The sequence below is a fragment of the uncultured Subdoligranulum sp. genome (genome assembly GCF_963931595.1).
Classification (GTDB): domain Bacteria; phylum Bacillota; class Clostridia; order Oscillospirales; family Ruminococcaceae; genus Gemmiger.
In genome coordinates this window covers 642,529-663,437 of record NZ_OZ007030.1, presented here as the reverse complement: position 1 = coordinate 663,437, position 20,909 = coordinate 642,529, and the positions used below count along the sequence as shown (strand labels likewise).

The window sequence follows — 20,909 nt, the reverse complement described above, 5'->3', positions numbered from 1 at the left end:
CTGTTCAGGTTCTCAGAGAATTTCCAGATTCGCTTCCCGGCACCAGTGAATCAATTGCCAGACATTGCCAACGCTGAGGCGGTATTTGCCTCAACTCGCAACCCGCAGAGCCCACCAGCCCCGCTGGAAGTCCGGTTTTGTTTTTCGTTTTAAACGTATTATCGAAAAAAATGCATGGTCCAAAACTCTGTACCAGCCCCATCCGGTCGGCGGTATAATATTCGCTGCGCTTGATTTCTCCCGGCAGGTCGATGCCGGTGGCTTCCCGCAGACCGAAGGCCTCGAAATAATCACAGAAGTTTTCCTTGCCCAGGCGGGCACCGATCTGGATAAAACAGGGGTTGCAGCTGGCTGCCAGTCCCTGGGCAAAGGTCTCCACACCGTGGATATGCCCGTTGGCACAGCGGAACCAGGTGCCCGCCACATTGATCTTGCCGGCGCAGACAAAGGTGTCCTCCGGCGTGCACACACCGGTATCCAAAGCGGCTGCGGCGGTGATGAGTTTGAAGACGCTGCCCGGCTCATACAGGTCGCTGATAGCCTTGTTGCGCCACTGGGCCTGCTGCGCTTCCTGCAGGGCCGCGCTGCGCGCTTCCCCGGTCAATGCATCCACTTCCGCACGCACTTCCTCGTTGATGATCTGCCGCGGGGTGTTGGGATCGTAGTCCGGCTGGCTGGTCATGGCCAGGATCGCCCCCGTCTGCACATCCATCACGATGCCCACGCCCCGCTGGGCCACATTGTGCTCCCGCACGGCCGCATCCATGGCGCTCTCCAGCCAGTGCTGGATGTTGGCGTCAATGGTCAGTGTCAGGGTATTGCCGGGCACCGCGTCCACCACCGTCTGGTAATGGGTGGGCATGTCGTAGCCCCAGGCGTTTTTCGCCGTCAGAATTTCTCCGTTCTGCCCGGTGAGTTCCTCGTTGTATTCCAGTTCCAGTCCCCACAATCCGGCATTGTCCACATCGGTAAAGCCCAGGATGCCGCCCATGAAATCCCCCTGGGGATAGACCCGCCTGGTATCCTGCCGGATCTGGATGCCCTCCGCCCCGTTTTCGGTGCGCCAGTCGCGCACGGCATCGGCCATCTCCCGGTCCACACGGCGCCGCAGCAGACAGTCGTTGGAACTGCGCTGGCTGAGCTTTTCCAGCGTCTCGTCATAGTCAATCTCCAGGATCCCGCTCAGCGCCCGGGCCGCCGGCTCCACCAGTGAGTCGTCCAGTTCCCGGGGCGAAGCCCGGATGGTCCAGCAGGTCTCGCTGGCCGCCAGCAGTGTGCCGTCCGAGGCATAGATTTCCCCCCGGGGCGCCGGCAGCGTCGCCCCCCGCAGTTGCTGGTCGGCGGCACGGGCGGCATACCCGTCCCGGTCCACCACCTGCAGAAGAAACAACCGTACCAGCAACCCGCCAAAACAGACCACTGCCAGGATGCCCGCCAGAATACGGGCCCGCCAACGCATAAGGCGGTTTTGCTGCGGGGTCAGATATCGCATACCAGGTCCCTCCTCCCGGCGTAAAAAGGAAGATTTCGTCGCTGTTTCAGCCTATGCCTTTCCTTCCGTCAAAATGCCGAAATTAGCCTGGCAAATTCTCTCTATCGCCGATTGACGCCGGCACTTTCATACGGTATACTGTAGATAATCACATTGATAATTTATTATCAATTCGTTAGGAGGTCATCCCCATGGCAAGGTTTACTTTACCCCGCGACCTGTATCACGGTCCCAACGCGCTGGAAGCCCTCAAAACGCTGCCCGGCAAACGCGCCATGATCTGTGTCGGCGGCGGTTCCATGAAACGTTTCGGATTCCTGGATCGTGCCGAAGCCTATCTGAAGGAAGCCGGCATGGAAGTTGCCCTGTTTGAAGGAATCGAGCCCGACCCGTCGGTGGAGACCGTCATGAAGGGCGCTGCTGCCATGCAGGAATTCCAGCCTGACTGGATTGTTGCCATCGGCGGCGGTTCCCCCATCGATGCGGCCAAGGCCATGTGGATCAAATACGAATACCCTGACATCACCTTCGAGGAGATGTGCAAGGTGTTCGGCATCCCGCCGCTGCGCCGCAAAGCACGGTTCTGCGCCATTTCCTCCACCTCCGGCACCGCCACCGAGGTGACGGCCTTCTCCATCATCACCGACTACGCCAAGGGCATCAAATATCCCATCGCGGACTTTGAGATCACCCCCGACGTGGCCATCGTTGATCCCGAGCTGGCCCACACCATGCCCAAAAAGCTGGTGGCCCACACCGGTATGGACGCCATGACCCACGCCATCGAGGCCTATGTCTCCACCGCAAACTGCGACTTTACCGACCCGCTGGCCCTGCATGCCATCGAGATGATCCAGGCGGACCTGGTGGGCAGCTACAACGGCGACATGGACAAGCGCGACGCCATGCACAACGCCCAGTGCCTGGCCGGCATGGCCTTCTCCAACGCGCTGCTGGGCATTGTCCACAGCATGGCGCACAAGACCGGCGCCGCCTTTGCCGACTACGGTGCCCACATCATCCACGGTGCCGCCAATGCCATGTACCTGCCCAAGGTCATTGCTTTCAATGCCAAGGACCCCACTGCCAAGAAACGCTACGGCGTCATTGCCGACAAGATGCAGCTGGGCGGCGGCAGCGACGACGAGAAGGTCGCCCTGCTGATTCAGTATCTGCGCGGCATGAACGACGACCTGAACATCCCGCACTGCATCGGCCAGTACGGCGCCGACTCCCACCCCTGCGAGCAAGGCTTTGTGCCTGAGGAAGTGTTCCTGCAGCGTCTGCCCGAGATCGCCAAGAACGCCATCGGCGACGCCTGCACCGGTTCCAACCCGCGCCAGCCCTCCCAGGAGGAGATGGAAAAGCTGCTGAAATGCTGCTACTATGATACCGAGGTAGACTTCTGATCCATATTTCCCGACGGCGGCTCCCTCCCGCCGCTCGGAAAAACACGCTCTCTGTCTGGCAGAGAGCGTGTTTTTTTATGCCCGGACATCCAGGGGTCGTTTCTTGACAGAATCGGTCTATCGTGGTAGACTTTCAGTATATGTCAGGTCTATCGTAATAAACCATGTTGTCAAGAGGATGCCGCCATGCCCTGTTTCCGTCTTTCCTGCGCCGCCTTTGCCCTGTTGTTCGCCCTCTTTCTGTCGGCGGCACTGCCCGCCGCAGCCCAGGACCGCGAGCAGGCCCTTTCCGACCAAAAGACCCAGGCCCAGCAGGAATACGAGGACGCCCAGAAGCAGCTGGACGAAATCCAGACCCAGCAGCAGGAAACGGAATCCCAGATCGGGCAGCTGGAGGGGCAGGCTGCCACCGTAGCCGCCCAGCTGCAGCAGATCTACGCCTCGCTGCAGGACGCCGAGCGGGAACTGCTGGCCTGTCAGGCAGCGTCCGAACAGGCCGCCCAGGCACTGGATGCAAAACAGGCGGAATATGATGCCTGCTTCGTCCGCAGCAAAGACCAGATGCGGGCCATGCAGATGCTGGACGGCGGCGGTGCCATCGGGTTGCTGGCCCAGGCCAAAAGTCTGTACCAGCTGCTGACCTTTTCCGAGGTTCTGCAGCAGATTGTATCGAAAAACAGCCAGATACTCACAGACCTGCGCGTGCAGGCCCAGGCGCTGGAGGAGGCCCGCCGGCAGGCGGAGGCCGCCGCCCAGCAGGCAGAGGCCGCCCGGGCTGCCCTGAACGAACAGCAGAACCAGCTGGACGGCATGCAGGATGCGCTGGAGGAGGCGCTCCAGCAGGCCAACGAGACCTGGAGTGCCCAGGAATCGGCGGAGCAGGCGCAGGCTGTGGCCACCGAGGCCGCCCGGAAGGCCTATGAGGAGGCCACCGCGGCGCTGGATGCCTATGTGCGCGCCCAGAGCGACCGCTACACCACCGACGACCTGATCCTGACCAGTCTGGATTTTCGCTGCCCGCTGGACAGCTACAGCATGATCACCACCCAGTTCGGTGAGGCGGACCCCTGGGGGATCCCCCACCGGGGCACTGACTTTGCCGCCCCCAACGGCACCCCCATCTATGCCATCGCCGACGGCGTCATCAGCGCCGCCGGGCCGGTGAACAGCTACGGGAACTGCGTGCAGATCAGCCACGGCACCGCCGGGGACGGCAGCCGCTACGACAGTCTGTACGCCCACATGAGCCGCATCGCGGTCAGCCAGGGGCAGACGGTGCACAAGGGCGATGTGATCGGTTATGTGGGCAACACCGGCAACGTGTTCGGTGCCAACGGCGGGTATCACCTGCATCTGGAATTGCGGGTCAACGGTGGCCGGGTCAATCCGCTGGCCTACGTGCCGCAATGATGCCCGGCAAGGGAGGTGAATTTGGGATGCCGCTGTTTCGCATCTTGCAGAATCCCTTTGGCGACTTTCTGTATGCCATCGGATTTCTGGTGGAATACACGCTGGTCCGGCTGGTCCGCGGACTTCGCATCCTGGGGCGCTGGCTGCGCCGGGTGCTGGGCAATCTTCTGCTGCTGGCCCTGCGTCCGCCCATCCGGGCCTTGCTGGATCTGCAGGACGCGCTGCACGCGCCGGGGCGGTTTTTCCTCAGCTATCTTATGCCCATGGCGGCAGCCGTGGGACTGGTGGTTCTGGTCCGGGGCGGGCTTTCCCTCTCCTTCGTGCTGCGGGTGACCGTCCAGGGCCAGACCGTGGGCTATGTGGCCAGCGAGGAGGCCTTCGACAACGCCCGTGCCGACGTGCTGGCCCGCGTGAACTCGGCACGGCAGCTGCTGGCCTCCGACAACCGGACCCTGACCTGGGATGTGGACCCTACCTACACGCTCACCTTCGGGCGTGCCACCATGACCGAGAGCGAGGTGGCCAACGAGATCCTGCGCATCAGCGGCAGTGAGATCTGCGAAGCCACCGCCGTCTACCTGGACGGCAGTCTGCGCTTCGTGACCACCGAGGGCGATCACCTGCGCCGGTATCTGAACAGCGTCAAAGCCCCCTGGGAGGACCCCACCGACCAGAACGCCCGGGTCAGTTTTGCCCATGATCTGCGCCTGGTGGACGGTATCTATCTGACCGACTCGGTGATTTCCTACGCCGATGTGCTGGCCGCCCTGCAGGCCAACGACGGGGAGGACCTGCAGGTCAAGGTCAGCGAGCGGGTCACCGAGCCCCGGGAGATTGCCTATGACACCGAAACCCAGGAGGACAGCGAGCTGGATTTCGGCAAGAGCGAGACAGTGCAGCAGGGCGTTGCCGGCAGCGAGGCTGTCACCCGGGAGCTGACCTACCTCAACGGGGCGCTCATTGACGACCAGGTGGTGGATGTGCAGGTGCTGCAATCCCCCACCCCCGAGATCATCCGCCAGGGCACCCGGCTGAAAAACGGCATGATCGGCAAGCTGGGCACCGGCACCTTTATCTGGCCGGTGCCGGGATACCGGTCCATCTCCCGCTGGGCCAACCTGGACCCCACCTCGCCCGGTTTCCACCGTGCCGTGGACATTGCGGCCCCCTACGGCACACCGATCTACGCCTGCGACAGCGGTACCGTGGTGGAGGTCGTGAATATGCACCCCAGCTGGGGCAACTATGTAAAGATAGACCACGGCAACGGCTACAAAACGCTGTACGCCCATATGTCCAGCTTTGCCGTACAGTTGGGCGATACCGTCACCCAAGGGCAGGTCATTGGCTATGTAGGTAATACCGGCAACTCTTACGGTAACCATTGCCATCTTGAGATGAGTTACAACGACGTACTGTTCAACCCTTACGAGGTTTTCCCCAATATGCCTACCAGAAATCCGGACTTCTGAAAACGAAAGCCCTCTGCCATACGGCAGAGGGCTTTTCTGTTATCGGGCGCCGCGGCCTGCAAAGACCACGACCACCGTTTTGAGCAGGATCTTCACATCGTTCCACAGCGACCAGTTGTCGATGTAGCGGACATCCAGCCGGACCACTTCCTCGAAGTTATCGATATCGCTGCGGCCGCTGATCTGCCACAGACCCGTGATGCCGGGCTTCATGCTCAGGCGGCGCTTGTGGTGGCTCTCGTACTGCCGGTACTCGTCCAGCGTGGGCGGGCGGGTTCCCACCAGCGACATGTTGCCCAGCAGCACATCAAAGAACTGGGGCAGTTCGTCGATGCTGGTGCGCCGGATGAACCGCCCCACCCGGGTGATGCGGGGATCATCCTCCATCTTGAACATCAGACCCTCCATCTCATTATGGGCCATCAGGTCCTTCTTGCGCTTCTCGGCATCCACATACATGCTGCGCAGCTTATGGATGTAGAAATACCGTCCGTTGAGCCCCACCCGCTTCTGTTTGAAGATCAGCGGGCCGGGACTTTCCAGCTTGAGGGGAATCGCCACAAGGGCGATGATGGGAATACTGATGAGGCACCCCACCAGGGCCCCCACCACGTCCATCATCCGCTTGAGCATCATATCCCGCAGTTCCATCTCTATGGTACCCATGGTGACAATGTTGCCGCCGGCGCACCGGCCCAGGTCGCGGCTCAGCCGGGCGGCGCTGGTCTCGTCACAGCAGACTTCCTCGATGCGGTCCAGCATCTTGAGCCGGAAATGCACGGTCAGCCCCATGCTCTCCATCTCCTCCAGATAAGGAAGGAAGGATTCGCCGCTGTCCATGGGGATGTCCACATAGATTTCATCCAGAGCGGCGCGCCGGATCCAGTCCATGAACCCGTCAAAGTTGGCGCGCACCGCCACGCCCTCGAACTCCCGGCCCACCTGCTCGTCGGGGGCATCCAGCAGCACCACACCGCACACCCGCTTGGACCAGTCATCCTTCAGTTCCCGGATGACCGCCCCTGCGTGATCCACCGTGGACAGGATGCCCACCAGGCTTTCCATACCGCTGCGGTTCTGGGAGTGCATCAGGTGGCGCTTAAGCACCGTGTGGGCCAGCGGCATCATCAGCACGTTGACCAGCGGCACCGCCACGGCAAAATACCGGGAATCCAGCATTTCCGCCTTGGCCAGCAGCATCAGGGTGGAATACACCGCCGCCATCAGCACATTGAAACGGATGGACAGCACAAACTCCCGCCCCAGGCCGCGGGTGACGATGTTTTCCCGCTGGTTGAAGAAGAAAAAGGTCATAAAAAAGGCAACGACCACCAGACAGATCGTCTGGACCCAGTCGCTGACACTGTAGGGGACGATGCGTCCCAGCAATCCGTCGGTGATCAGCCAGGCCAGCAGCACACTGACAAACAGCATCAGCAGGTCCAGGGCGAACACATAGGCGTATTGCAGTTTTTCCCGTTTGTTGATCATTCGTATTTCCTATTTCTCTCCCCGCCCCATCGCAGGGAGCACAATATCCTAGTATAGTAACCTATATTGTAACATGCCCGGGCCTTTTTTTCAATTCTTGACGGCATATTGTCAGTTCTATGTCATTTTTTCAGCTTTTCCCCACCCGGCACCCTACAAATTTATTTTTCTTTTGTTTTTTCCTTTACTTGGGGGGCCTGTTGTGCTACAATGCTTTCAATAATAAAGTGTCAAAAGTTCAACTGAAACTGCCGGATGCGGCAAGGAGTAGCCCCATGGATCATATAGACCGCAAAATCATTGACATACTGCAGAAAAACGCCCGCGCTCCCCTGAAGGAAATCGCCGACCATGTCTTTTTGTCCAGTCCTGCGGTGTCGGCCCGCATCGCCCGGCTGGAAAGCGCCGGCATCCTGTCGGGCTACCAGGCCCAGATCGACGCCCCTAAACTGGGCTACATGGTCAAGGCGTTCATCAATCTGGATATGGACCCCCAGCGCAAGCCGGAGTTTTACCCCTACATCCAGCAATGCCCCCAGGTGGTGGAATGCAACTGCGTCACCGGCGACTACAGCATGCTCATCGAAGTGCTGTTCGGCACCACCCAGGAACTGGATCAGTTCATCAACCATCTGCAGCAGTTCGGCCGCACCCATACGCAGATCGTCTTCTCCACTCCGGTGGAACACCGCGGGGTACCGGTCTCCGATCCGGAAGAAGAAACCTGAATCCCTTCCCGCCCTTTCCGGGGCGGGAATTTTTTTGTCTGCCACTTGACAACTGTGTATATTGTGTATATACTGTAAATATCGAATATGTACAGTTCGACACGAAGGAGCGCTTCATGGAAATCTATCTCTCCAATGCCGGCCAGGAACCGATCTACGCGCAGATCACGCGGCAGATCAAGGAACAGATCCTGTCCGGTCAGCTGCACGCGGGGGACGCTTTGCCCAGCATCCGGCTTCTGGCCAAGGAGCTGCGTATCAGCGTCATCACCACCAAGCGTGCCTACGAGGACCTGGAATCCGCCGGGTTCATCATCACCCAGCCGGGACGGGGCAGTTTTGTGGCCGCCCAGAATCCCGCGCTGGTCCGGGAAGAACATCTGAAGAAAGTCGAGAACAGCCTGCAGGGAGCGGTGGATGCCGCGCGTCTGGGCGGGATCGGCTACGAGGAAGTATGCGAGATGTTGCGCCTTTTATGGGAGGGCTGACTATGCCAAACGAAGCCGCCGTTCTGCACCGGGTGCAGAAGCAATACAAAGATTTTACGCTGGGCCCCCTGGACCTGACGGTGCCCACCGGTACCATCGTGGGACTGGTGGGAGAAAACGGTGCCGGCAAAACCACCACCCTGAAGATCGCCTGCGGTGTGAACCGCCCCGACGACGGGGAGGTCACTCTGCTGGGCGGTTCCCCGGCAGACAAAGCCGTCCGTGCCCGGCTGGGGGTCGTCTTTGAGGATGCCTACTTTTTCGGCGGGCTCACCGCCGGGCGCATCGGCAACAGCATGGCCGGTATTTTCGGGGACCGCTGGGATGCAGGGCTGTTCGGCTCTCTTCTGGAGCGGTTCGGGCTGGACGCCCGGAAAAAGGTTTCCGCCTACAGCCGGGGCATGCGGATGAAACTGAGCCTGGCCACTGCCCTGGCCCACCATCCCGACCTGCTGGTGCTGGACGAGGCCACCGCCGGGCTGGACCCGGTGGTACGCAGCGAGATGCTGGACCTGTTCCTGGAATTCATCCAGGACGAGGGGCACAGCATCCTCATGAGCAGCCACATCACCAGCGACCTGGAGCAGATTGCCGACTCCATCGCCTATCTGCATCACGGACAGCTGCTGTTCCAGGAAGACAAGGATGCCCTGTTGCAGGAATATGGTCTGCTGCGCTGCGGTCGCGCCGCGCTGGAAAAACTGCCGTCGGGCTGCGTGATCTTTACCCGGCAGAATGCCTTCGGCTGCGAGAGCCTGATCCGGGACCGGCTAACGGTACAGCGGCTGCTGCCCGAAGCGGTGATCGACCCGGCCGGCATCGACGACATCATGCGCTTTTACAGCGGGAGGGATGCACAATGAAAGGCTTGCTCTACAAAGACTGGACGATGATCTTCGGCGGCTACAAGACGAACTTTCTTTTTCTGCTGCTGTTCTACGGGGTCTTCACGGTGCTTTGCCGCATCAGTTTTCTCAGCTACGCCCTGGTCTTTGTGCTGGGGATGTACGCCTCCTCCACCATCAGCATGGACGAAAACAGCCACTGGGACGCTTACGCCTGCACTCTGCCCGTCACTCCCGGCCAGCTGGTGTCCGCCAAATACTGCCTGACCCTGCTGCTGACAGCGGTCAGCATTCCGCTGGGCTTCCTGATGACGCTGCTCATCCCCGACCCGAAGCCCGCCCTGCTGGAAATCACCACCGGCATGTTCTCCGCCGCGGCGGTCACCCTGCTCTACCTCTCCTTCGTGATGCCGCTCTCCTACCGGTTCGGGGCCGCCAAAGCCCGCAGCTGGGTATCCGTCACCATCTTCGTGGTGATCTTTCTCCCGGCCGCCTTCCTGATGGTCTTCAAGGACGATCTGTCCAACCCTGCCGTCCGGGCCGTGCGCACACTGGCACAGCAGATGGATGCCTCCTCCCTGTCCACCGAACAGTGGGTCGCTCTGCTGCTCGGTGTCCTGCTGGGCGCAGCACTGGTCTGCTTTGCCGTCAGCTGGGTGGTCAGCATCCAGATCTACCGGCGAAAGAACTACTGAAAAAAGCGCGGAGCCCCGGGCTCCGCGCTTTTCCTTATTCAATATTACAGCCACCCTCCGCCGTGGAGAACGAAAATCCAGCCGGTGAGCGTCAGGGCAGAGAGCAGCGTGGTGGCCGCAATGGCGCTGGCTGTCAGCACACCCTCGTGCCCCATGTTCTTGACCATGACGTAGGAGCTGGGGGTGGTGGGGCTGCCCAGCATGATGAGCAGTGCCACCAGTTCCTTCTCCCGGAAGCCCAGGGCCACAGCGCAGGGAATGAAGATGGCCGAGAGGCCCACCGTCTTGATCAGCGCCGCCACCAGGGTGGGGCCCGCCTTTTTCAGAGCCTTGGTGCCCTCAAAGCTGGCACCGATGGAGAGCAGTGCCAGCGGTGTGGTCAGCGAAGCCAGGCTGTTCAGCGTCTTTTCGGCTATCGTGGGCAATTCCACCGGCAGCAGGCTGAACACTGTGCCGGCGATGATACCCAGCAGAATGGGGTTGGTAATGACACCGTACAGCAGCTGTCCGGCGCTGGGTGCGGTATGCTGTTTCTGCGGGGATTCCATCATGAGAATCAGCACCGCAAAGATGTTGAACAGCGGCACGCTGCCCAAGATCATCAGCGGCGCCATGCCCGCTTCGCCGTAGATGTTCTGGATGAAGGCCACCCCCAGCACGGCCGCGCTGCTGCGGTAGGAGGCCTGCACAAACTCACCCACGATGGATTTATCCCGCATCAGGACCCTGGCCAGCGCCCAGATCACCAGGATGCTCACCAGGGTGACGCCAAAGCAGAACAGCACGAACCTGGGCTGGAAGTCATGGCGCATGTCCACATCGGCCATATCCAGAAACAGCATGATGGGCAGGGTGATCTTGAAGGTCAGCTTGTCCGATGCCTTGCAGAATTCCTTGGGCAGAAAGCCCAGCTTTCCCAGAATGCCGCCGACCACCATCACCAGAAAGATGGGCAGGGTGGCATCCAGGCTGAAAATCAGATTTTCCAAACCATTCATTCTTAATCCCTCACACGCAAAAAACGGACCTTGTGCGGTCCTGTCGTTTTATGGTATCATGAATGCACCGGGTTTGCAACCAATCGGAGGAAAAGAGCCTGATTTTTGTCTGTTTTTCCGGATACACCGCGCAAAATCCGGCGCAGGACCCTTGACAAACGTCGGGTGGCTTGCTATAATAAATTGCTGTGCCAAACGGCACAGGTATCCTTGCCCTTTGCACGGGCAAAGGGCCATACGTCCAAAAGGAGGTGCACAGAATATGGCTAAGTACGAAACCATGATGGTTACCACCGCCAACCTCGACGAGGAGGCTTCCGCCGCTCTGATCAACAAGTTCAAGAACCTGATCGCGGCGAACGGTACGATCGATTCTGTTGATGATTGGGGCAAGAAGCGTCTTGCTTACCCCATCAACGATGAGACCGAGGGTGTGTACACGGTGATCAAGTTCACCAGCGAGCCCAATTTCCCGGCTGAGCTGGATCGTATCTACAAGATCACTGAAGGCGTTCTTCGCAGCATTATCATTGCTGAGGAGGAGTAAGGAGTACCGAAAATGCTGAATGTTGTTGCTATTATGGGCCGCCTTGCGCGCGACCCCGAACTTCGCCAGACCACGACCGGCAAAAGCGTAGCGTCCTTTACCATTGCGTGTGACCGCAACGGCAAGCGTGACGCCAACGGCCAGAGCCAGGCCGACTGGATCCCCGTTACGGCGTGGGACCGCACGGCGGAATTTGTGTGCAAGTATTTCCAGAAAGGTTCGCTGATCGCCGTGGACGGCCGTCTGCAGAGCCGGTCCTACCAGGACAAGAACGGAAACAACCGCACCGCCATCGAGATTGTGGCCAACAACGTCAACTTTGCCGGACCCAAATCCGCCAACGCCGCACCCAGCATGGGCGGCGCCAATTACGGCGCTCCCATGGCAGACCCCGCCGCCCGCCCCGCTGTGCAGCAGGCACCGGCGCCGAGCTATTCCGCCGGCAGCAACGATGACTTTGCACTGATTGAGGACGAAGGCGATCTGCCGTTCTGACAAATCGATTGTAAAATCCAACAAGGAGGTTACCACAATGGCTATGGATCGTTCTTCCCGCCCGATGCATCGCGGCCGCAAGAAGGTTTGCAGCTTCTGCGTTGATCGCATTGAGCACATTGATTACAAGGATCTGCCCCGCCTGCGCAAGTACGTGAGCGAGCGCGCCAAGATCATTCCCCGCCGTGTGACCGGTACCTGCGCGTTCCATCAGCGTGAGCTGACGGTCGCCATCAAGCGTGCCCGTTATATGGCTCTGATGCCCTACGTGAGCGACTGATTTGCTCCGGCATCGCCAACCATGCAAAAAAGAGCAGCTCTTGCGAGCTGCTCTTTTTCTTTTGTTTGTATATACCAAAAGCGGGCAGTCCCCTTCCGGTGGCTGCCCGCTTTGTTGTGTAAGGATCAGGAGCTGAAGCGATCCCGCAGATTCTTGAAGAATCCCTTGCGCTTCTCGTAGTTCTCATCCCGGAGACTGTCCTCAAAGGCCTTCAGTGCCTCACGCTGGGTGCGGTTGAGCTTCTTGGGAATCTCCACCTCCACGATGACATACTGGTCACCGCGGCCGCGGCCGTTGAGGTACTGGATGCCCTGTCCACGCAGACGGAACTTGGTGCCGCTCTGGGTCCCCTCGGGAATCTTCTGGGCCACCTTGCCGTCCACGGTGGGCACCTCGATCTCGGCACCCAGCACAGCCTGGGAGTAGGTGATGGGCACGCGCACATAGACATCGTAGCCGTCACGCTCGAAGACCGCGTCGCGCTTGACCGTCACATGAACGATCACATCGCCGGCGGGGCCGCCGTTGCTGCCGGCATCGCCCTGGCCGCGCAGTGCCATGTTCTGGTCGTCGTCGATGCCGGCCGGGATCTTGACCTCCAGCGTCTTGCGGGCAGCGGTCTTGCCGGTGCCGTGACAGGTCTTGCAGGGGTTCTTGATGATGGTGCCGCGGCCGCCGCAGTGGGGGCAGGGCTGCTGGCTCTGCATCACACCGAAGGGGGTGCGCTGCTGGGTCACCACGTAGCCGCGACCGCCGCACTGGGTGCAGGTCTCGGGGCTGGAACCGGCCTCGCAGCCGGTGCCGTGGCAATCCGGGCAGGTCTGCTGCCGGTTCAGCGTGATCTTCTTGGAGCAGCCGTGGGCCGCCTCCTCGAAGGTCAGGATCACGCTGGCCTGGATGTCATGTCCCTTGCGGGGCGCGTTGGGGTTGGCGCGGGCGGAACCGCCGAAGCCGCCGAATCCACCGAAACCGCCGCCGAAGATATCGCCGAAGATGTCGCCCAGGTCCACGCCGCCGGCGCCGCCGAAGCCACCGAATCCGGAAGCACCGCCGCTCTGTCCGGCCCCATAGTTGGGGTCAACCCCGGCAAAGCCGAACTGGTCGTAGCGCTTGCGCTTCTCCGGGTCGGAAAGGACATCGTGAGCCTCATTGACCTCCTTGAACTTTTCCTCGGCGGTCTTGTCGCCGGGGTTCAGGTCGGGGTGGTACTTTTTGGCCAGCTTGCGGTAGGCGCTCTTGATCTCGGCATCGGTGGCGTTCTTGCCCAGACCCAGCACCTCATAATAATCACGTTTTTCTGCCATAGAATCAATCCCCTCTATTTGGGCTTTTTCTTTCAGATAACCCCGCAAGGGCCGCCGCCTTGCCGGGCGGCGGCCTTTGTTTCAGGGTTCAGATTGTATCAGACTTCGTGGAAGTCGGCGTCCACCGCGCCGTCATCCTTGGGCTGGCTGCCGCCCTGGGCACCGGTGTCACCGGCGCCGGGCTGCTGCTGCGCGCCCTGGTTGTTCTGGGCGGCCTGCTTGTAGACCTTCTCGCTGATGGCGTAGAAAGCCTTCTGCAGGTCATCCTGCTTTGCCTTGATGTCGTCGATGCTACCGGTCTTCAGGGCTTCCTTCAGGGCAGAGAGCTTGGTTTCCACTTCGCTCTTCTCCTCGGCGGAGACCTTGTCGCCAAACTCGTTCAGCGCCTTCTCGGTCTGGAAGACCATCTGGTCGGCGTTGTTGCGGGTATCCACTTCTTCACGGCGCTTCTTGTCCTCGGCAGCATACTGCTCGGCGTCCTTGACAGCCTTGTCAATGTCGTCCTTGCTCATGTTGGTGGAAGCGGTGATCGTGATGCTCTGCTCCTTGCCGGTGCCCAGATCCTTGGCGCTGACATGGACGATGCCGTTGGCATCGATATCGAAGGTGACTTCGATCTGCGGCACACCACGGGGCGCCGGAGCGATGCCATCCAGATGGAAGGTACCCAGGCTCTTGTTGTCCTTGGCGAACTCACGCTCGCCCTGCAGGACGTTGACCTCAACGCTGGGCTGGTTATCCGCAGCGGTGGAGAAGATCTGGCTCTTCTTGGTGGGGATGGTGGTGTTGCGGTCGATGATCTTGGTGCAGACGCCGCCCAGGGTCTCGATGCCCAGGCTCAGCGGGGTAACATCCAGCAGCAGCAGGCCCTTGACATCGCCCTGCAGGACGCCGCCCTGGATGGCAGCACCCACAGCCACGCACTCATCGGGGTTGATGCCCTTGAAGGGCTCGCAGTTCAGTTCCTTCTTCACGGCGTCATAGACAGCCGGGATACGGGTGGAACCACCGACCATCAGCACCTTGGCCAGGTCAGAAGCCTTCAGACCGGCATCGGCCAGCGCCTTGCGGACGGGGGTCATGGTGCGGTCCACCAGATCAGCGGTCAGTTCATTGAACTTCGCGCGGGTCAGGGTCATATCCAGATGCTTGGGGCCGTTGGCGTCGGCGGTGATGAAGGGCAGGTTGATGTTGGTGGAGGTGGCGCTGGACAGCTCGATCTTCGCCTTCTCGGCCGCTTCCTTCAGACGCTGGGCAGCCATCTTGTCCTGACGCAGGTCGATGTTGTTCTCCCGCTTGAAGTCCTCGGCCATCCAGTCGATGATGCGCTGGTCGAAGTCATCGCCGCCCAGGTGGGTATCACCGTTGGTGGCCAGAACTTCGGTAACGCCGTCGCCCATCTCGATGATGGAGACATCGAAGGTGCCGCCGCCCAGGTCGTAGACCATGATCTTCTGATCGGCTTCCTTATCGATGCCGTAGGCCAGAGAAGCGGCCGTGGGCTCGTTGATGATACGCTTGACGTTCAGGCCCGCGATGGTGCCGGCGTTCTTGGTGGCCTGACGCTGGCTGTCGTTGAAGTAGGCAGGCACGGTGATGACGGCCTCGGTGACGGGCTCGCCCAGGTAAGCCTCGGCATCCGCCTTCAGCTTGGAGAGGATCATGGCGCTGATCTCTTCGGGGGTGTAGTCCTTGCCGCCGGCATGGACCTTCTCGGCAGTGCCCATCTTACGCTTGATGGAGGAAATGGTGTTCTCGGGGTTGGTGATGGCCTGACGCTTTGCGACCTGGCCTACCAGACGCTCACCGGTCTTGGTGAAACCGACCACAGACGGGGTGGTGCGGGCGCCTTCGGCGTTGGCGATAACGACGGGCTCGCCGCCTTCCATAACGGCAACACAGCTGTTGGTGGTGCCAAGGTCAATACCAATGATTTTACTCATACTATAAAACTCCCTTCAAAATAACTTTGAATGTGGTGAATGTCTATTTATCTGAAACGGGCAAAACCCGGTTCATACTTATTCCGCGACGACCACCGTTGCATGGCGGATGATCTTGTCGCCGATCTTATAGCCCTTCTGGAAGACCTGCACGACGGTGCCGCTCTCCTGCCCTTCGGCGGGCGGGACCTGCTGCACGGCGTTCATGAAGTTGGGGTCAAAGGGCTTGGAAAGGGCCTCGATCTCAGTGATGTGGAGATTTTCCAGCGCCTTCGCGGCTTTGTCCAGCGTCATCATGACGCCCTTCTTGTAATTCTCGTCGCTGCAGGCGGCATTGGCGGCCATATCCAGCGTATCGAGAATGCCCAGGATCTGGGTGACGGCGTGGGAAATGCCGTCATTGAATTTCTGGTCCGCCTCGCGCTGGGAGCGCTTGCGGTAGTTATCATACTCGGCCGCGGTGCGCAGCAGCTGATCCTTCAGCTCGGCGTTCTTCTTCTCGCTGGCTTCCAGTTTTGCCTGCAGCACCGCTTCCGCGTGGTGATGCTTTTCTTTCTTTTCGGCCTTCTCTGCCTTGGGTTCCGCCTCGGCGGTCTTCTCCTTGGCTTCGGTCTCGGGGGCCTCGGCAGCCTGCTCAGGCTGTGTCGCCGTGTTCTTTTCGTTTTCTGTCTCGTGGCTCATTGCGGGTCCTCCTTCTCAGTTTATTGGCCCTGCCCGGCCAGGCTCTGGCCCAGCTTGACGGCGAAATAATCCAGGATCGGCAGCAGCCGCCGGTATTCCATCCGTGTGGAACCGATCAGCGCAACCGAACCGGTCAGGCCGCCGCCCGCCAGGTACCGCTTGCTGACAATGCAGGCCCCCGGCATGGCCGGGTCCAGATCACTGCCCAGCGTGGCGGTGATTTTTCCGCCATCGGGGCGGAGCAGTGCGGTGGCTGCTTCGTTGTCGGAGAAGATCTCCAGCAGCGTGCCCAGGTTTTCCCGCACATCGGGCATTTTGGCCAGGTACTGGGCGCCCTGCAGGCTGGCCTGGGGGCCGGTGGCTACCAGCGCCCTTGCCGCCAGCACCACCGGTGCCAGCCGCTCCCCCGCTGCCATCACCATACTGGCGGTGAGCATCGGTGTCAGGTCCTGGGGTGCCACAAAGGTGAACCCCTGGTTGAGCAGCCGGGCCAGGTTGGCGGCATCGTCCCGCGTCAGGCCGGTGGCCACCCGGGCCACCCGGGTGCGGACACCGCCCGCGCTGGTGACCGCCAGCACCGCCGCCGAATACCGACCTACCTGCACCACCTCAAAATGGGCGATGCAGAGGTCCGGCGCCTGGGGCGTGGTGACGGCCGCCGCGCACTGGGTCAGATCCGCCAGGCTGCGTGCCGCCGCGGGAGCCAGCTTTTCGGGCTCCACATCCATACCGGCAAACAGATCGTCAATGTGCTCGCGGTCTGTATCGGACAGCTTGGTGCTGCTCGGAGCGTCGATCAGATGATCGAGATAGTAGCGGTAGCCCTGGGCACTGGGCACGCGCCCGGCACTGGTGTGGGGCTGCTCCAGCAGTCCCAGCTTGGTCAGCGCCGCCATCTCGTTGCGCAGGGTGGCACTGGACAGTGCCATATCAAAGTAGTTTGCCAGCAGCCCCGAACCTACCGGTTCGCCGCAATTGGCATACAGGGCAACAATAGCTTCCAGGATCCGCTGTTTGCGTGCGTCCATTGCCATGTTGCTCATCTCCTTTGTGCTTCCCTTTTGTTTCTTTTAGCACTCCTTATCTCCGAGTGCTAAATTTATTATACCCTCCTTTTTCCGTCTGTCAAGGGGTTTGGCAAAACTTTTTGCAAGTTTAACAGTTTCGACACAATCCCGGGTTTGCTCTGCCTTGACACACCCCCGCACCCGGCCGTATACTACATTATAATTGGATTTTATAGGGAAAGAAGGCATCGCTGTGATACACTCCCATTCCGACGACAAAGCGTTCCTGGCCAATGACCCTCTTGGCAGTCTTTTGCTCCGGCTGGCACTTCCCACCGTGGCCGCCCAGCTGATCAATATGCTGTACAACATCGTGGATCGCATCTACATCGGCCACATTCCCGAGGACGGCGCCCTGGCCCTGACCGGCGTGGGCGTCTGCCTGCCGCTGATCATGATCGTCTCCGCCTTCGCCGCCCTGGTGGGCAACGGCGGCGCGCCCCGCGCCACCATCGCCATGGGCCAGGGCAACAAAGAAAAGGCCGAGGAGATCCTGGGCAACTGCTTTGCCCTGCAGATCGTCATCTCGGTCGTGCTGACGCTGATTCTGTTTTGGGGCGACCGGGCGTTTCTGCTGGCCTTCGGTGCCAGCGCCAACACCATCGACTATGCGGTCGTCTATATGGACATCTATGCGGTGGGCACCCTCTTTGTGCAGATAACGCTGGGCATGAACGCCTTCATCACCGCCCAAGGTTTCGCCAAGGAAGGCATGCTGTCGGTGCTCATCGGCGCGTTGGCCAACATCGTGCTGGACCCGGTCTTCATCTTCCTGTTCGGCATGGGAGTGCGGGGCGCTGCCCTGGCCACCATCCTGTCCCAGGCGCTCTCCTGCATCTGGGTGCTGGCCTTTCTGTTCGGCAAGCGGACCTTCCTGCGGCTGCGCAAGGAGACCATCCGGCTCTCCCCTGCCGTGCTGTTTCCCTGTGTGGCGCTGGGTGCCGCTACCTTTATTATGCAGGCCAGTGAGAGCGTCATCTCGGTGGCCTTCAACTCCTCCCTGCTGCAGTACGGCGGAGATCTGGCGGTGGGTGCCATGACCATCCTGTCCAGCGTCATGCAGTTTGCCATGCTGCCGCTGCAGGGTCTGGGCCAGGGCGCCCAGCCCATCATCAGCTATAACTACGGCGCCGGCAAGCGGGACCGGGTGAAGAAAGCCTATTTCCTGCTGCTGCGGGCCAGCCTGTTCTATTCCTGTCTGCTGTGGGCGCTGGTGGAGCTCTTTCCCCAGGCCTTTGCCTCGCTGTTCACCAACGACGCCGAACTGGTGGTCTACACCGGCCACGCCCTGCGCCTCTATGTGGCAGCGCTCTTCCTGTTCGGCATCCAGATGGCCTGTCAGATGGCCTTCACCTCGCTGGGCAAGGCCAAGCAGTCCATCCTGGTGGCGGTCATGCGCAAATTCATCCTGCTGCTGCCGCTGATCTATCTGATGCCCATGCTGTTCCACGATGACCAGGCCCGGGCCGTCTATCTGGCGGAACCGGTGGCCGACACACTGGCTGTCACCTTCACGTCGGTGCTGTTCTTCTTCTCCTTCCGCAAGGTGCTGCGCCAGATGGATCAGACTTCCTGAGTCCTCACTCCTCCATCCATCGGGAGAGAAAGGTGGCCGCCGTGGCCAGTACCTGCACGGTATCGGGGCGGGGCGCCGGGTCCCGGGCGGTGCCGGGTAGCAACACGCCGCCCTCGATATCCCCGTGGGCCACAATGGGAGCCGCACACAGCACCAGCCGCTCCCCCCGCTCAAACAGATGCAGCCGCTTGGCGGCATTTTCCGGAGCGGTGTAGACTGCCCGGCCGGACAGAAGATGTTCCACCTCGTTGGAGATCTCCCGGCCCATCATGTCCCCCTTGCCGGCGCCGGAGGCTGCCATAATGCAGGTGCGGTCACACACCAGCACCGCGCGGCCCAGGCTCTTGGCCAGCACCTCGGTGTAGACCGCCGAGATCTGTCCCAGTTCCATGAGGGGCGAATATTTTTTGAAGATGACCTCGCCGTCGGCGGCGGTGTAGATTTCCAGAGTATCGCCCTGACGGATGCGCTGGGTCCGCCGGATTTCCTTGGGGATGACCACCCGTCCCAGTTCATCGATACGGCGTACAATTCCTGTTGCTTTCATACTGCTTCCCTCCGGGATGATTTTATGGTAGTATCTGCTAAAACTGCCGTTTTATGTATAGGAGAATTTGTATGGACCTTTTGCAGACCACCCTTTGCTATCTGGAACAGGACGGTTGTTACCTGATGCTGCACCGCATCAAGAAAAAGAAGGACGTGAACCACGACAAATGGATCGGCGTGGGCGGCAAGTTCGAGCCGGGGGAGGATGCCCTGGCCTGCGCCCTGCGGGAAGTGCGGGAGGAAACCGGCCTGACGATGCGTGATCCGCAATACCGCGGTATTGTGGATTTCTACTGTCCGCCCTGGCCGGCCGAGCGGATGCATCTGTACACCTGCACGGACTTTACCGGCACCATGACGGACTGCAACGAGGGCACACTGGAATGGGTGCCCAAAGAGCAGGTTCAGGAGCTGCCCATCTGGCCTGGGGACAAGCTGTTCTTCCGGCTGCTGGCCGAGGAGACGCCGTTCTTCCACCTGGAGCTCACCTATGACGGCGACACCCTGACCAGGGCTGTCCTGGACGGCCGCCCCGTATCCCTGTAAAACGAAAAGACGCCCCGCATGGAAGGTTCCATGCGGGGCGTCCTGTTGTTATTATGATTGCAAATTACAGTGGGCAGGCCGTAAAGCCGTTCTTGCCCAGCACCTGTACCTTGGAGTAGCCCAGCTCCCGGAGCTTGTCCGCTGCTTCCTCGTAGCCGAAGGTCAGTGCCTTGGCATCGTGGGCATCCGCCGTGATGACCACATTGCCGGAGAGGGCCAGCCAGTCCTTGAGGATGGCGTCCGAGGGGAAGAAATCCTTGCGGAAGCCGCGGTAGACCGCCGAGGTATTGACCTCCAGCACGCAGCGGTTGCGGGCCGCCACCATGAGGGCGCTGTCCGCCGCCGCCTTGTAGCGGGGATCCTGCTCATTGAAGAACTTGCCGTCGCCGTTGATCTTCTTGATCAGGTCGAAATGGCCCAGGATGGTGGGCTTCTTCTCCGCCACCTTGGCCACGTTGGCGAAGTAGGCTTCCACCACCGCCAGACCGTCGCCGTCAAAATCATCGGCGATGCAGGCGGCCAAGTCGCTTTCCCGCCAGTCGATCTCGTAGTACTTGCCGGTCTTGGGGCCCTGGACATAGTGGCAGCTGCCGATGAAGTAATCGTAATCGGCGGGGTTATCGTCACTGAAGAGATCCCACTCCAAACCGCAGAGGATATCCAGCTTGCCGGCATAGCGCTCCTTGAGTTTGGCCACCTGCGCTTTGTACAGCGCGGTGCGGCTCTGGGTCATGCAGTACTCCAGATCGCAGGGGGTGTGGCTGTGGCCGCTGAAGCCCAGCGTCTGCAGCCCGGCACGCCACGCGGTGACTGCCAGTTCGTCTAAGGTGTTTTTGCCGTCGCACAGCTTGGAATGTACGTGGACGGAACTTTTCAGGTATTCGCCCGCCATA

21 protein-coding genes are annotated in these 20,909 nt (G+C 60.6%); 12 read left to right on the top strand and 9 right to left on the bottom strand.

The features are described from left to right. Window positions 1-4 precede the first annotated feature (4 nt). Window positions 5-1,492, bottom strand: coding sequence for a penicillin-binding protein 2 (locus ABGT73_RS03145; RefSeq protein WP_346668386.1), 1,488 nt, complete (start codon window positions 1,490-1,492; stop codon window positions 5-7). 191 nt (window positions 1,493-1,683) lie between these two features. Between ABGT73_RS03145 and ABGT73_RS03140 the strand changes: the two genes are divergently transcribed. The 3 genes from ABGT73_RS03140 to ABGT73_RS03130 all read left to right on the top strand — a co-directional run bounded on the left by ABGT73_RS03140 (window position 1,684) and on the right by ABGT73_RS03130 (window position 5,783). Next, window positions 1,684-2,901: an iron-containing alcohol dehydrogenase gene (locus ABGT73_RS03140; RefSeq protein ID WP_346668385.1), complete on the top strand. Its 1,218-nt coding sequence runs from the start codon at window positions 1,684-1,686 to the stop codon at window positions 2,899-2,901. Window positions 2,902-3,087: 186 nt separating this feature from the next. Then, on the top strand, window positions 3,088-4,311 hold the full coding sequence (locus tag ABGT73_RS03135; protein WP_346668384.1) for a peptidoglycan DD-metalloendopeptidase family protein: 1,224 nt from the start codon (window positions 3,088-3,090) through the stop codon (window positions 4,309-4,311). Window positions 4,312-4,337: 26 nt separating this feature from the next. Continuing rightward, the gene (locus ABGT73_RS03130) at window positions 4,338-5,783 is read left to right on the top strand and encodes a peptidoglycan DD-metalloendopeptidase family protein (protein ID WP_346668383.1); all 1,446 of its coding nucleotides are present in this window, start codon (window positions 4,338-4,340) and stop codon (window positions 5,781-5,783) included. 39 nt (window positions 5,784-5,822) lie between these two features. On the opposite strand, the gene ABGT73_RS03125 is transcribed toward ABGT73_RS03130, so the two are convergent. Continuing rightward, window positions 5,823-7,274: a sugar transferase gene (locus tag ABGT73_RS03125; RefSeq protein ID WP_346668382.1), complete on the bottom strand. Its 1,452-nt coding sequence runs from the start codon at window positions 7,272-7,274 to the stop codon at window positions 5,823-5,825. A gap of 275 nt (window positions 7,275-7,549) precedes the next feature. Here ABGT73_RS03125 and ABGT73_RS03120 point away from each other — a divergent pair, with 275 nt between their 5' ends. The 4 genes from ABGT73_RS03120 (at window position 7,550) to ABGT73_RS03105 (ending at window position 10,030) form a co-directional block, all read left to right on the top strand. Then, window positions 7,550-8,002: an Lrp/AsnC family transcriptional regulator gene (locus ABGT73_RS03120; protein WP_346668381.1), complete on the top strand. Its 453-nt coding sequence runs from the start codon at window positions 7,550-7,552 to the stop codon at window positions 8,000-8,002. Between the two features lie 116 nt (window positions 8,003-8,118). Next, on the top strand, window positions 8,119-8,490 hold the full coding sequence (locus tag ABGT73_RS03115; protein ID WP_346668380.1) for a GntR family transcriptional regulator: 372 nt from the start codon (window positions 8,119-8,121) through the stop codon (window positions 8,488-8,490). Between the two features lie 2 nt (window positions 8,491-8,492). Further along, the gene (locus tag ABGT73_RS03110; protein ID WP_346668379.1) at window positions 8,493-9,353 is read left to right on the top strand and encodes an ABC transporter ATP-binding protein; all 861 of its coding nucleotides are present in this window, start codon (window positions 8,493-8,495) and stop codon (window positions 9,351-9,353) included. Next, window positions 9,350-10,030, top strand: coding sequence for an ABC-2 transporter permease (locus ABGT73_RS03105; protein ID WP_346668378.1), 681 nt, complete (start codon window positions 9,350-9,352; stop codon window positions 10,028-10,030). Before ABGT73_RS03110 ends, ABGT73_RS03105 begins: the two co-directional genes overlap by 4 nt. 44 nt (window positions 10,031-10,074) lie before the next feature. Here the strand turns inward: ABGT73_RS03105 and ABGT73_RS03100 are convergent, their stop codons facing one another. Then, window positions 10,075-11,028, bottom strand: coding sequence for an AEC family transporter (locus ABGT73_RS03100; RefSeq protein ID WP_346668377.1), 954 nt, complete (start codon window positions 11,026-11,028; stop codon window positions 10,075-10,077). Between the two features lie 262 nt (window positions 11,029-11,290). On the opposite strand from ABGT73_RS03100, the gene rpsF reads away from it, so the two are divergent. Genes rpsF through rpsR form a run of 3 tightly spaced genes read left to right on the top strand, consistent with a single transcriptional unit; the run spans window position 11,291 to window position 12,350 of the window. Next, window positions 11,291-11,575: a 30S ribosomal protein S6 gene (gene rpsF, locus ABGT73_RS03095; RefSeq protein WP_346668376.1), complete on the top strand. Its 285-nt coding sequence runs from the start codon at window positions 11,291-11,293 to the stop codon at window positions 11,573-11,575. Window positions 11,576-11,587: 12 nt separating this feature from the next. Then, entirely contained in the window at window positions 11,588-12,070 is a 483-nt protein-coding gene (locus ABGT73_RS03090; protein WP_346668375.1) for a single-stranded DNA-binding protein, read from the top strand. A 37-nt stretch (window positions 12,071-12,107) separates the two neighbouring features. Next, a complete protein-coding gene (gene rpsR / locus ABGT73_RS03085; RefSeq protein WP_346668374.1) occupies window positions 12,108-12,350 on the top strand; it encodes a 30S ribosomal protein S18 in 243 nt (80 codons plus the stop codon). Window positions 12,351-12,475: 125 nt separating this feature from the next. Here rpsR and dnaJ read toward each other — a convergent pair whose 3' ends face one another. From dnaJ to hrcA, 4 genes are all read right to left on the bottom strand, one after another. After that, window positions 12,476-13,654 (bottom strand): molecular chaperone DnaJ, encoded by a 1,179-nt coding sequence (gene dnaJ, locus ABGT73_RS03080; RefSeq protein ID WP_346668373.1) that lies wholly within the window; start codon window positions 13,652-13,654, stop codon window positions 12,476-12,478. Window positions 13,655-13,752: 98 nt separating this feature from the next. Continuing rightward, window positions 13,753-15,597, bottom strand: a complete 1,845-nt coding sequence (dnaK, locus tag ABGT73_RS03075; RefSeq protein ID WP_346668372.1) for a molecular chaperone DnaK — start codon at window positions 15,595-15,597, stop codon at window positions 13,753-13,755. Window positions 15,598-15,675: 78 nt separating this feature from the next. Next, window positions 15,676-16,278 (bottom strand): nucleotide exchange factor GrpE, encoded by a 603-nt coding sequence (locus ABGT73_RS03070; RefSeq protein ID WP_346668371.1) that lies wholly within the window; start codon window positions 16,276-16,278, stop codon window positions 15,676-15,678. A gap of 20 nt (window positions 16,279-16,298) precedes the next feature. After that, window positions 16,299-17,312, bottom strand: a complete 1,014-nt coding sequence (gene hrcA, locus ABGT73_RS03065) for a heat-inducible transcriptional repressor HrcA (protein ID WP_346668370.1) — start codon at window positions 17,310-17,312, stop codon at window positions 16,299-16,301. Window positions 17,313-17,541: 229 nt separating this feature from the next. Here hrcA and ABGT73_RS03060 point away from each other — a divergent pair, with 229 nt between their 5' ends. Then, on the top strand, window positions 17,542-18,921 hold the full coding sequence (locus ABGT73_RS03060) for an MATE family efflux transporter (protein ID WP_346670303.1): 1,380 nt from the start codon (window positions 17,542-17,544) through the stop codon (window positions 18,919-18,921). Between the two features lie 4 nt (window positions 18,922-18,925). On the opposite strand, the gene ABGT73_RS03055 is transcribed toward ABGT73_RS03060, so the two are convergent. Then, entirely contained in the window at window positions 18,926-19,468 is a 543-nt protein-coding gene (locus ABGT73_RS03055; RefSeq protein WP_346668369.1) for a stage V sporulation T C-terminal domain-containing protein, read from the bottom strand. 71 nt (window positions 19,469-19,539) lie between these two features. On the opposite strand from ABGT73_RS03055, the gene ABGT73_RS03050 reads away from it, so the two are divergent. Further along, window positions 19,540-20,016, top strand: coding sequence for an 8-oxo-dGTP diphosphatase (locus ABGT73_RS03050; RefSeq protein WP_346668368.1), 477 nt, complete (start codon window positions 19,540-19,542; stop codon window positions 20,014-20,016). A 64-nt stretch (window positions 20,017-20,080) separates the two neighbouring features. Here ABGT73_RS03050 and ABGT73_RS03045 read toward each other — a convergent pair whose 3' ends face one another. Further along, window positions 20,081-20,908, bottom strand: a complete 828-nt coding sequence (locus ABGT73_RS03045; protein WP_346668367.1) for a histidinol-phosphatase HisJ family protein — start codon at window positions 20,906-20,908, stop codon at window positions 20,081-20,083. Window position 20,909: the final 1 nt, after the last annotated feature.

Bases quoted from the DNA above. Each gene is read 5' to 3' on its own strand.
- ABGT73_RS03125 (WP_346668382.1), bottom strand. From the start codon at position 7,274: ATGATCAACAAACGGGAAAAACTGCAATACGCCTATGTGTTCGCCCTG.
- ABGT73_RS03110 (WP_346668379.1), top strand. From the start codon at position 8,493: ATGCCAAACGAAGCCGCCGTTCTGCACCGGGTGCAGAAGCAATACAAA.
- rpsF (WP_346668376.1), top strand. From the start codon at position 11,291: ATGGCTAAGTACGAAACCATGATGGTTACCACCGCCAACCTCGACGAG.
- ABGT73_RS03055 (WP_346668369.1), bottom strand. From the start codon at position 19,468: ATGAAAGCAACAGGAATTGTACGCCGTATCGATGAACTGGGACGGGTG.
- dnaK (WP_346668372.1), bottom strand. From the start codon at position 15,597: ATGAGTAAAATCATTGGTATTGACCTTGGCACCACCAACAGCTGTGTT.
- ABGT73_RS03130 (WP_346668383.1), top strand. From the start codon at position 4,338: ATGCCGCTGTTTCGCATCTTGCAGAATCCCTTTGGCGACTTTCTGTAT.
- ABGT73_RS03115 (WP_346668380.1), top strand. From the start codon at position 8,119: ATGGAAATCTATCTCTCCAATGCCGGCCAGGAACCGATCTACGCGCAG.
- ABGT73_RS03070 (WP_346668371.1), bottom strand. From the start codon at position 16,278: ATGAGCCACGAGACAGAAAACGAAAAGAACACGGCGACACAGCCTGAG.
- dnaJ (WP_346668373.1), bottom strand. From the start codon at position 13,654: ATGGCAGAAAAACGTGATTATTATGAGGTGCTGGGTCTGGGCAAGAAC.
- ABGT73_RS03090 (WP_346668375.1), top strand. From the start codon at position 11,588: ATGCTGAATGTTGTTGCTATTATGGGCCGCCTTGCGCGCGACCCCGAA.
- ABGT73_RS03135 (WP_346668384.1), top strand. From the start codon at position 3,088: ATGCCCTGTTTCCGTCTTTCCTGCGCCGCCTTTGCCCTGTTGTTCGCC.
- ABGT73_RS03105 (WP_346668378.1), top strand. From the start codon at position 9,350: ATGAAAGGCTTGCTCTACAAAGACTGGACGATGATCTTCGGCGGCTAC.
- hrcA (WP_346668370.1), bottom strand. From the start codon at position 17,312: ATGGCAATGGACGCACGCAAACAGCGGATCCTGGAAGCTATTGTTGCC.
- ABGT73_RS03140 (WP_346668385.1), top strand. From the start codon at position 1,684: ATGGCAAGGTTTACTTTACCCCGCGACCTGTATCACGGTCCCAACGCG.
- ABGT73_RS03120 (WP_346668381.1), top strand. From the start codon at position 7,550: ATGGATCATATAGACCGCAAAATCATTGACATACTGCAGAAAAACGCC.
- ABGT73_RS03050 (WP_346668368.1), top strand. From the start codon at position 19,540: ATGGACCTTTTGCAGACCACCCTTTGCTATCTGGAACAGGACGGTTGT.
- ABGT73_RS03045 (WP_346668367.1), bottom strand. From the start codon at position 20,908: ATGGCGGGCGAATACCTGAAAAGTTCCGTCCACGTACATTCCAAGCTG.
- ABGT73_RS03100 (WP_346668377.1), bottom strand. From the start codon at position 11,028: ATGAATGGTTTGGAAAATCTGATTTTCAGCCTGGATGCCACCCTGCCC.
- rpsR (WP_346668374.1), top strand. From the start codon at position 12,108: ATGGCTATGGATCGTTCTTCCCGCCCGATGCATCGCGGCCGCAAGAAG.
- ABGT73_RS03145 (WP_346668386.1), bottom strand. From the start codon at position 1,492: ATGCGATATCTGACCCCGCAGCAAAACCGCCTTATGCGTTGGCGGGCC.